9 protein-coding genes are annotated in these 10,296 nt (G+C 65.2%); 2 read left to right on the forward strand and 7 right to left on the reverse strand.

Translation table 11 applies throughout. The features are described from left to right. Nucleotides 1-14 precede the first annotated feature (14 nt). Nucleotides 15-797, reverse strand: coding sequence for an MBL fold metallo-hydrolase (locus tag KALB_RS26095; protein ID WP_025358645.1), 783 nt, complete (start codon nucleotides 795-797; stop codon nucleotides 15-17). 92 nt (nucleotides 798-889) lie between these two features. Between KALB_RS26095 and KALB_RS26100 the strand changes: the two genes are divergently transcribed. Continuing rightward, nucleotides 890-1,492 carry a TetR/AcrR family transcriptional regulator gene (locus tag KALB_RS26100; RefSeq protein WP_025358646.1) on the forward strand — a complete coding sequence of 201 codons (603 nt, stop codon included), beginning with the start codon at nucleotides 890-892 and terminating at the stop codon, nucleotides 1,490-1,492. Between the two features lie 589 nt (nucleotides 1,493-2,081). On the opposite strand, the gene KALB_RS26105 is transcribed toward KALB_RS26100, so the two are convergent. From KALB_RS26105 to KALB_RS26115, 3 genes are all read right to left on the reverse strand, one after another. Next, on the reverse strand, nucleotides 2,082-2,954 hold the full coding sequence (locus KALB_RS26105; RefSeq protein WP_025355155.1) for an IS5 family transposase: 873 nt from the start codon (nucleotides 2,952-2,954) through the stop codon (nucleotides 2,082-2,084). A gap of 508 nt (nucleotides 2,955-3,462) precedes the next feature. After that, nucleotides 3,463-4,251, reverse strand: coding sequence for a MerR family transcriptional regulator (locus KALB_RS26110; RefSeq protein WP_025358647.1), 789 nt, complete (start codon nucleotides 4,249-4,251; stop codon nucleotides 3,463-3,465). Between the two features lie 4 nt (nucleotides 4,252-4,255). Next, nucleotides 4,256-5,065: an alpha/beta fold hydrolase gene (locus KALB_RS26115; RefSeq protein ID WP_025358648.1), complete on the reverse strand. Its 810-nt coding sequence runs from the start codon at nucleotides 5,063-5,065 to the stop codon at nucleotides 4,256-4,258. Nucleotides 5,066-5,654: 589 nt separating this feature from the next. On the opposite strand from KALB_RS26115, the gene KALB_RS26120 reads away from it, so the two are divergent. Further along, nucleotides 5,655-7,973, forward strand: a complete 2,319-nt coding sequence (locus KALB_RS26120; RefSeq protein ID WP_081789509.1) for a tetratricopeptide repeat protein — start codon at nucleotides 5,655-5,657, stop codon at nucleotides 7,971-7,973. Here the strand turns inward: KALB_RS26120 and KALB_RS26125 are convergent. The 3 genes from KALB_RS26125 to KALB_RS26135 all read right to left on the reverse strand — a co-directional run bounded on the left by KALB_RS26125 (nucleotide 7,953) and on the right by KALB_RS26135 (nucleotide 9,662). Next, on the reverse strand, nucleotides 7,953-8,867 hold the full coding sequence (locus KALB_RS26125) for an IS3 family transposase (protein WP_025358650.1): 915 nt from the start codon (nucleotides 8,865-8,867) through the stop codon (nucleotides 7,953-7,955). The two genes, KALB_RS26120 and KALB_RS26125, sit on opposite strands and share 21 nt — an antisense overlap. Beyond that, entirely contained in the window at nucleotides 8,867-9,190 is a 324-nt protein-coding gene (locus KALB_RS26130) for a transposase (protein WP_025358651.1), read from the reverse strand. Before KALB_RS26130 ends, KALB_RS26125 begins: the two co-directional genes overlap by 1 nt. A 64-nt stretch (nucleotides 9,191-9,254) precedes the next feature. After that, the gene (locus KALB_RS26135; RefSeq protein WP_025358652.1) at nucleotides 9,255-9,662 is read right to left on the reverse strand and encodes a hypothetical protein; all 408 of its coding nucleotides are present in this window, start codon (nucleotides 9,660-9,662) and stop codon (nucleotides 9,255-9,257) included. Between the last annotated feature and the right edge of the window lie 634 nt (nucleotides 9,663-10,296).

Here is a 10,296-nt window from a genome sequence, read left to right on the forward strand (position 1 = left end):
TCGCGGAGTTGCGGTCATGCGGCCAGGTCCAGCCATTCCCCGATGGGCAGCACGTGGGCGCGTTGTCCGGCGTGCGTGCGGAACTCGTGCTCCGGGTCGGGGACCTCGACGTAGCCCGCGATCTTGTCCAGCTGCTCCGCCTCGTAGTGCATCGGCACCGCGTACCGGGCGTCGAGGATCTCCGCGGCCGTGGCGGCCTGTCTCGGGTCCAGCGCGGCGGGCAGCGGGCTCGGCGGCTGCAGGTGCGGCGCGTCGACCACCGCGCCGTTGGCGGGCAGGAACACCGCGTCGAACGGACCGAACCGGCGCCCGATGCGCCACCAGTAGCCGTGGAACATCGTGTCCCCGCCGTGGAAGACCCGCTGCCCGTCGGCCTGCACCACCCAGTTCAGCTGGGGATCACCCAGCCCGTCGACGGCGGCGACCGCGGTGACGCGGAACGGCCCGGCTTCGCGGGTGGACCAGGCATCCACAACCTCGGCGGTCAGCCGGTGCAGGGCCAGCTCGCGCTCGGCCGGCAGCGTCGTAACGTTGTCCACGTCGTCACCGGGACCGGGCGCCGGTCGCAGCACAGGCGCCCCCGGCGTCAGCACGTCCGCGAGCGCGGCCGCGTCGGTGTGGTCCCGGTGCAGGTGCGTGACCAGCGCGGCGGTGACGTTCCCGCTCGGCGTCGTCAGCCCTTCGCCGGGCTTCCACCCGGTGAACAGCGGTGAGAGGTCCTGCACGTAGTCGATCACCAGTCGCTCACCGCCCGCCTCGATTTCCAGCCCGGCCCAGCCCAGTCGTCGCACCCGCATGTCGCGCTCCTTCGTTCCGGCGATTGCCGCGAAATTTAGCGTACGGTCGTTCGATAAATCAATAGCGAACGCACGTACGCTATCCTCGTCACATGTCACCGCGACGCTCAGTGGCCGAAGCGCAGGCCACCAGGGGCCGGATCCTCGGCCGTGCCGCCGAGATCGCCTCCGAGGAAGGGCTGGACGGCATCACCATCGGCCGGCTCGCCGAGGAACTGGAGATGAGCAAGTCCGGGGTGCACAAGCACTTCGGCACCAAGGAGACGCTGCAGATCTCCACATTGGACAAGGCGTTCGTGGACTTCTGGCACCGGGTGGTCGAGCCCGCGCTGGCCGAGCCGCCGGGTCTGCGTCGGCTGCGCGCGGTGTGCGCCAATTCCGTGGACTACCTGGAAGCGCCGCTACTGCCCGGCGGCTGCCTGATGACCGCGGCGCTCAGCGAGTATGACGGCCGCCCCGGCCGGGTCCGCGACGCGGTGGCCGAGGTGTGGTCGCGCTGGCGGGACCAGCTGCGGGCGGACCTGGCCGTGGCGGTGGACAACGACGAGCTACCCGCCGGGTTCGACATCGACCAGGCGCTGTTCGAGATCGTCGCCGCCGGGCTGGCACTGAACGCGGCCATGCAGCTCCAGCACGACCGGACGGCCGCGGGCCGGGCACGCCGCGCGATCGAACGGGCCCTGGACCAGTCCTGACCGCACGCCAGACCGGGCAAACCCGATCCCTTCCCGATGACCGGACTGCCTGACCACGTTCCCGCTGGTCGGGATGGACTGGTTCCGCCCCGAAATTTTCCGAGCCAGTCCCACACCCCGAGCTCGCCTTCGGGAGCACCGACACCGCACAGAGAAGTGACACGAAACTCGGAACGATCAAGGTGACATGAAGCGCGGACTGAGATGAACGCGCGGCTCACAACGTCGCCATGTGACACCGAAACGCGGACCCTGCATTGCTATAGGTTCTCGGCGATCTTGGCATTTTCTCAGTCGCCGTCTCACCGCGATGGCGCATCCGCCAGCGCCGGTGAGATTCCGCAGGTCAGGTGCACACGCGACTGACCGCCTGCGTGGCCACAACCGAGGAAGTGCCACGAGTTTGAGACTGATCATGGTGACATCGCCGTGAGACAACAGAGAAAGCCCAGGTCGAACAAGACCGCTATGTCATCGACGGTGAGATCCTACAGTTTCTTCTGTAGCGTCTCAAATCCGATGACACTTTCTCAATGATCTTGGCACCTGGTTGGCACTTGTGCCATCGGTGTAAGTGCCCGTTTCTGATCTACAGGGTCTGTGTCAATCGGCGGCTGGTGATGCGGATCATGGCCCAGCGGACCATCGCTTCGTGGTGGTGTGGAAGTCGTTCGTAGTCACGGACACAGCGGCGGTGACCGGTGATCCACGCCAGGCTCCGCTCCACCACCCAGCGGCGGGGCAGCACCGTGAAGTGGGGCAGGTCGGGGCGTTTGACGATCTCCACCACCACGCCGAGCGCTTGTCGCGCCCAGTCCAGCAAGGTGCCGGTGTAGCCGCCGTCGGCCCATACCAACCGGATCCGGTCGCCGACCGTGGCACCCAGTCGCAGCAGCAGTGCGCGGGCGGCGACCCGGTCCTGGATCGAGGCCGGGGTCACCAGCACCGCCAGCACGAACCCGACGGTGTCCACCACGATATGGCGCTTGCGGCCGTTGACCTTCTTGCCCGCGTCCCACCCGCGAGTGGCCCGTCCCACGGTCTCGGCCGCGCGGACCGACTGCGAGTCGATCACCGCCGCTGACGGCGCCGCCACCCGGCCCTCCGCCAGCCGGGCACGGTCCCGCAGCCCGTCCAGGATCCGCTGCGTCGCACCGGATTTCTCCCACAGGGCGAACCGTTTGTAGACCGTCGGCCAGGGCGGGAAGTCCGCCGGCAGCGCACGCCACTTGATGCCGTTGTCCACCAGGTACAAGATCGCGTCCACGATCACCCGGCGGCAGTGCCGCTCTCGACGGCCACCCCGGCCACCCAGCCAGGCCGGATCCGGCAGCAGTGGGTCCAACACCGCCCACTGCGCGTCGGTGACATCCGAGGGATACCGGTTGGCACGCCGTGTGGGCTGGTGGGTTGCGGCCAGCCGGCAGCACGAGGCACCCGCGGTGGCATCGCCCGCGGGCATCGGGCACGATAGCAATGGAACTCCTGGCGGAACGGCGCTTCGACAACGTCCGATCTACCAGGAGTTCCCCTGTCTCGTCACCCACCTTCACACCCGGCCCTCAGTTCGAAAACGGGCACTAAGACTTGCCGCTGGCCATCATCGTTGTCTTGATCTTTTGGGCCGTCTGGGTGGTGTCGCCGACCGGCCGCCCTGCCTCGCGATGTCGCTGGCGTGTGTGGTGTATCCCTGGCCGCTCTGGTGCTCACCGACCAGCAGCGGGAGGAAGAGCCCATGATGGTTGCAGCTGAGCCTTGCTCGGTGTCGATCCATGTTCCGGAGATTGGCGCCGGAGGCGGAGTTCGTGTGCCCGCGGATGGAATGACACGTTCCGCGCGAACATGGTAATTGTCCGATCTTTTGATCTCAGATGCGGTGGAAACGGGCAGCCAGTCTTATTGCCAATATGGGGCCCGAAATTTTACCGGGCTGGCGGCGGGGCTGGCTGCTATCCGAACGCGACTATGACTCAGTCGGGTGACGTCTGGTACAAGGTTTTGATGCCAGCCGCATGCAGTCGTGTCTCGATCAACGCGGTTAGTCTGGCCCAGGCCGGTTTTTGCTCTTCCCCGTAGTGTTTGAGCAGGCCATATCGGATTTGGCCGTCGGCTCGTGCTTGGAGTGCGGTTGGGAGGGGTAGCAGCGAGGGGTGGGCGATCAGGTGTTCGGCTATGGCTGTGGCGAGTTCGTCGACGCGGGGGTCGTCAGGTTTCCACTCGCCGGCCTGCCACTGGCGTCTGATTAGGCAGATGTACTGGGGGTCGTCGAGGATGGTTTCGATGTGGGAAAGGTAGTCGTCGAAGCCCTCTGGCACCAGGGCCCTGAACAGTATGAGGGCCTCTCGGACCATCGTCACGTCATCCGGGGTGAAGTCGAGATCAGCGGCTCGGTCCAGGATGGCGAGGGCGCGGTCGGGCAGTAGGACCCGATCGCCGGTGGTGAGCCGGTGCAGCATGTCGCGTCGTGCGATCAGGTCGTCGATCCGGTTGGTGAGGCGTCGCTCGATGTCGACGAGCGCGGCGTCGAACCTGTCGGAACCGGCGTCGAGGATGTCCGCGATCTCGGCGAGCGGGATTCCTGCGGCGGCCAGTGTCCGGATGTGGACCAGCCGCAGCAGGTCCGCCGTTGCGTACCGTCGGTAGCCGGAGGCATCACGGCGGGGTTCTTCGATCAGTCCGAGCTTGTGGTAGTGCCGGATGGTCTTCACCGTGATCTCGGCGAACGCCGCCGCCTTGCCGATCGTGACGCCGTCCGGCATCTGGTCAGCGGCCTGGGCGGTCAGGGGTCGCGGCGAGCTCGCGAACCGCGTCGGCGACGGCCCGGGAATCCTTGCGCAAGACCTTCGCGTGGTTGCTCGTGACCCGCGCACTCACCTTGATGTGCGGGTTGCGGGTCAGCACCGGGTCGAGGGAAGCGCGCATCCGTTCCATCTCATCACGACCGCCTCCGAAGTTGCCACCCGAGGCGACCACATAGCGGAGAGGGAAGGCCACCTGGTCGAGGACTGGGCCGAGCGCGCCGTAGATCTCGTTGAGCTCGATGTTGCTGTTCGCCATCTGTTCAGCGGTCATGCGCGGGGTCAGGCCCGTCGGGCGCAATAGCGGCATCAGCCAGGCCATCCGGCGGAAGAGCCTCCGGATCCGTTCCGGCGGGGCGTCATCGCTCCAGTCGAACGGGTAAGCACCGTCCACAAGCACCACCCCGGCGACACGGTCCGGGTTCCGGACGGCCCAATGCACTGCGACCGCCGCGCCGTAGGACCAGCCGACCACAATCGGCCGATCCACACCCCTGGCCTTCAGGACAGCGTCAACGTCACGGACGGTCGCCTCGAACGAATAGTCCGCCGAACGCCTCGATTTCCTGCCCCGGGCACGCTCGTCGTAGGTGATGTGCCGGTAGCCGCTGCCAAGTTCGGCGATGACCCGCCGCCAGTACGACTTAGTGGCGAACTGGCCGTTGAGGTAGACCACGGGATGGCCCAGTCCACCGCTATCGGCCGCAGCCAGCGCCGTGTCGGCCACCGCCACCATCCCAGTCCACGCCGAGTCGGTCGAGTTCTCAGAAGTCATGCGATCAAGATGCACCCTGACCCAAGGTCAAGGTCAAGGCGTGATTCCCGCATGTGCTGGATGGCCATGTCGCGGTTGACGTCTCCAGAGCTTGACCAAGACCCGGGCGATCAACCGCTGCGGAACGCAGGCAATACCAGCAGTGGTCAACTACCACGGAAACCGCAGGAAGAAGTCAGCAAAATGATCACTTCAAAGCGGAAAGAACACTTGCATATTCTCAGTCGCTGTCTCATCTCGGTGGCACATCCGCTGCTGTCGATGAGACTTCGCAGGTCAGGTGCACACGAGGCAGTGCGGCCATGCAGCTACCGCCAAGGAAATGCCACGAGTTTGAGATTGATCATGGATGACATCGCTGTGAGACAAGCGAGAAACCGCAGGTCGCAGAAGATCGATATGCCATCAGCGCTGAGACCCTACAGGTGTACGTCATCGACATGTTGGGCAAGCAGTGATCAACTTGCTACTGTCGGTGGCTCCGCATAGCGACGGGGGTTGATGGCAATGATGGCGGGACAGGCCAGAGGAGACGAGGAGCCGAAGCCAGCCGACAGGGTGGGGGGGCAATGAGGTCACGGCGTCGGTCGTGGGCAGCATTGTGCAGGCCCACGAAATCCATGGCGATGTGCATGTTCACCAGTCGGCGCGGTCGCCGGTGCCGAGCTGGGCGTCGGCCGAGCCGCGGCGGGGACTGCCGCGGCGGCGACCGCTCGTCGGACGACAGGCAGAACTTGAGCAGGGCAAAGCGATTTTGCTGGCGGATGGCGAACGGCCAGTGCTGCTGGTGCATGGCCCTCCTGGCGCGGGCAAGACCGCGTTCGCGACGCACCTGGCATGGTCGGTAGCCAGTAGCTTTCCTGGTGGTGCGATCTTCATTGACGTGCCTGAGCAGGGTGACTTGCTGTCAAATCTGCTGCTCGCATTAGCCCCAGGCGCACAGCTTCCAGGCGAACGTCAACAGCAGCTCGCCAAGCTGGCTGTGCTGTTGGCCCAGTCGAAGTTGTTGCTGGTTTTGGACAACGTCCACACCGAGGAGTCAATGGAGGACCTCCTCGCCATCGATGGAGAGTTCGCCGTTGTCTGCACGACCAGGCTGCGGCTGACCGGGCTGGCGGGTGAGGATGTCGAGTTTGTAGAGATTGGGCCCCTGCCGCCTCAGGACGCTGCTCAATTGGCCATGTCGGTCGCTGAACGTCTCACCGCCGAGGAATGCGCCGAGCTCGCCTCAGTGTGCGGTGGCTTGCCCATCGCGGTGCGAATCGCCTCCGCACGTATCCGGCAGAGCCCACAGCTCTGCGTGAGCCAGTACCTGGGCGAACTCGCCAATCCCGATCACGGCATTGACGAGCTGAGAGCAGGCGCGAAGTCCGTCGAGCGGATCCTCGAGGACAGCTACAGGCTGTTGGAACACGAGCAGACCCTTCTGTTCACCACGCTCGGCCTGCTGCCCCATACCAGCGTGACCGTCGACGTCGTGACGGCCGCGCTCGCCGACGACATCTCCAAGCTGGCCACCGATCACCTGCGTGCCACCGGACGTCTGCTGGATGACCTCTACCAATTGAACCTCATCGAACAAACCGGGCCGGATCTCTTCCGCCTACACGACATTCTCTACCGGTTCGCACGACGCAAGGCCTCAACCGATCACCACTGGCGTGACCGGGTCGTCGCGAACACCTGCCTCGCGTACGCCGTCCGAGCCGACCACGCCATCCGTTCCATCGGCTTCGTCGACCCCAATGCGACCGTCCCATCTAGCGGCAACCTGAAGGCCATCGACTCGCTGAACCAAGACTACGTCGGCGCGGTCGTCATGGTCGAGTCGGGAACCGAACGACAGTTGTGGGACAAAGTGATCACGCTCGCCGCGGCGATCATTCCCGCGCTTCAGCACCTGGGCAGGTGGGACGAGCTTGTCCGCGTCTCGGCGTGTCTACGGGAGGCCGGTGAGAAGACCGGTAACATGGAGTGGCAGGCGAGCGGCCTGCTCAACCTGGGCACTGCCGCAGCACGCAAGGGCGACACCGATCAGGCGATTGATCTATACCACCGGTGCTTCGAGGTGGCGTCCGCCGCTGGCGAGGTAATGGCGGCCGAGTTAGCCTGCAACGCCTGCGGCGAGCTCCTGCTAGGTGTCGGCAAACCGACTGACGCCATAGCCATGCTGCGCCGAGGGCTGCGGCTGTGGCGGCTGCTTGAGCATGCCCTCCTGCTGGCGCAGACACTCAACAGCCTGGGCAAGGCCAATCTGGCGATGACCCGATGGGAGCGGGCGGAGTCGTACTTCCGCAACGCGTTGCGCGTCGCTCAGCGCGGCCAGATTGGCGGGCTGCTCGCGGGGTTCGGCATCACGCTCGCCGAGGTACTGCGCCTGACGGGCCGAGTCGAGGCAGCCGAGAAGGAATGCCTAACCGCCCTGGAGCGCTCCCGCGCGGTCGGTGACCGCGAGACCGAGGCGGACGCGCTGCGCGAGCTCGCATTGATCCAGGACACACTCGACGAGGACAGGCCCCGCTTGGCCGCTCTGACCTCGGCACTGGAGATCTACCGCGAGGTTGGTGACGTACGCAGTCAGGTGTCAACGCTGCTGCTGATGGGCAACGCAGCTGAACAACAAGGCGACCGGCGTGAGGCGATGCGCCACTTCGCCGACTGCGCCGAACTCGCGGGACGAGTCAACGACCTGCCGCACGCGGCCAACGCGATGGCCCGGATAGCCAACCTGTACGGCGAGGCTGGCAAGCACGACGAAGCCGACAAGTACCTACGTCGCGCGACCGAGATCGCCAACCACAGTGGCAGTGACCTACTCCTCCTGCAGGTGCAACACGAGCAGGCGCATGAGGTTCACCCCGAACGGTGGACAGGGGCTTACGAAGGTTCAGGCGGCCGCTCGGAGTGACGTCTCGTAGTCGTCGGGACTGAGCATCCCGATCGCGGAGTGCCGCCGCACACTGTTGTAGAAACGAACCCACTTGTCAACTGCGGCAACGAGTTCTGTCTTCCTGGCGTAGACGTGCCGGTAGTACTCCTCGTGTTTGAACGTCGACCAGAACGACTCCGCCGGGCTGTTGTCCCAGCAGATCCCGGTCGCGCCCATCGACCGGCGCAACCCATGCCGGAAACACGCCTGCGCCGTCAGATGCGCTGTGTACTCCCCGCCACGGTCAGAATGCAGGATCGTGCCACGGCACCCGCCGCCCCGGGCGGTCGCCGCGGCGTCGATGGCGTCGGTGACCATCTCGGCACCGATATGGTCGGAGATGCTGTAGCCCAACACTTTCCGCGAGTGCCCGTCCCGGATCGCGCACAAGAACATCTCGCCCTGACCACACGTCAGATACGTGATGTCGGTCAGCCAAACGGCATTCAGCCGGCCCCGGTCGAAGGCACGGTCGACCAGATCCGGCGGGAACGACGCGGTCGGATCGACCACCGTCGTCTTGACCTTGAACGTGCGTGGGCTGATGCCTTCCAGCCCGATCGAGGCCATGATCTTGGCGACGGTCTTCGCCGTGACCACCTCGCCCTGGTCACGCAGTTCGGCGGTGATCCATGGCGACCCGTAGGTGCCGTTCGAGTCCTTGTGTGCCTGGGTGATCTTCACCTCGAGGTCGGCGCGGCGCTGCTGTCGTGGCGTCAACACCGATGCCGCGGCGCGTTTCACGTGCGCGTAGTAGCCGGACGTCGACACGCCCAGCAGCCGTGCCATGCGCAGCACCGAGAACCGCGTGCGCTTCGGTGAGATGGTGCCGGCGGTCTCGGCGAACTCGTCGGGGCCGGCGTACTTCGCCATCAGATCGAACCGTGCGGATTCTTCTGCATCGCGGCAAAGTACGCCGAAGCTTTTACCAGGAACGCGTTGTCCTTCTCCAGCTCGGCGACCTGCCGGCGCAACCGCAGCAGCTCGGCCCGCTCGGCCGGCTCCAGGGGTGTGTCCCCGTGGACCTCGGCTGCGGTGATCCGACGCCGCTCGTCTTTGACCCAGACGCTCAACATGCCCGCGTCGATTCCCAGCTCGCGGGCGACCTCGGAGATCGTCCGGCCGGAATCGATCACACGATGTGCAGCCTCGACCTTGTACTCGGCCGTGTAGGACCGGCGCTTGCGAGGAGGCATGAGGACATCCTTTCAGCAGGACCTTTGGTCCTGCCAACTCGGTGTCCACTACGCGGGGTGAACCTCAGTCGTCGACGACCAGATCACAAATAGTCTGATTACCGATGTTGTGAAGAGTGCGGCCGACCCTGTGCGCCGCCTCTTCCACCATGATGTACGACTGCACCATGTAGCCGTTCTGCAGCAAGTTGGGCTGCCTGATGTTGGCCAGAACTCCGGCGAACGCGTCACGCTCCCCCTGCCGCCGCCACCCCTCACTGTCCAGCTCTACGCTCTCAGCCGCACTTACAGGGTGGGTGTAGGTACGCCACACCACACGAGACAACGTGGTCAACGCCGCCGCGAGCCTCAGCACCTCGTCACGATCGGACGCATGCGGCAACTTGGCGATCGTACTGGCCGTCAGCCCAATCCCTGTGTCCCAGGCGGCAACGAGCACGCAGCGAGCCTCGTCATACGCATAGACCGTCATTCCCCACCTTGCCCAATCTCCAGAGCATCGCCTGATCCTCGCTGCTCAGCTGACAAGGCAAACACGGACTCCTTTACTCTGCCAAGTACACTTGAGGGCGACCTCGAAGAACAGACTTGAGTACGCCGTTGAGCCCCGCTTCAACTGGGGGTTCTGGATAGCAAGACGTACGCTCAGGCCGCGTAGCGCGTCATCCGACTGGCCCACCCGAAGGAATAATCCGACCCAGCAACGACGACGGCGGTGCTGTCCCAGCACATGAGACGACACACCAGTCCCTACTTCAGAACCTTCCGGCGTGTCGCGTCCCCTACGGATCCCCAACCACCATCACCTCTCCACAACACGCTCTCGCGACCGGCCGCACATCCGTAGCCACACCACCAGCGCTCACATCATGCTCCTGCTCCACCTCGGTCAACGCCCACAGGAGCTGCGGCCCGCTTCCACCCCGCCGATCAACAACAACGGCTCGACTGCATCGAACACCGCCCGCCCGAGCTCACCACCACAACACGCCCCACCTGCACTGCCGTCAGCTTGCCGCTGCCTCCGATAAGCCCCACCAGGATCGCCGCGCGCTGTCGAGCCGACAATCTTCAACGAAGCGGTGCCCATTCACACGGAAGGATTA

Source organism: Kutzneria viridogrisea DSM 43870 (assembly GCF_000525635.1).
Taxonomy (GTDB): Bacteria; Actinomycetota; Actinomycetes; order Mycobacteriales; family Pseudonocardiaceae; genus Kutzneria; species Kutzneria viridogrisea.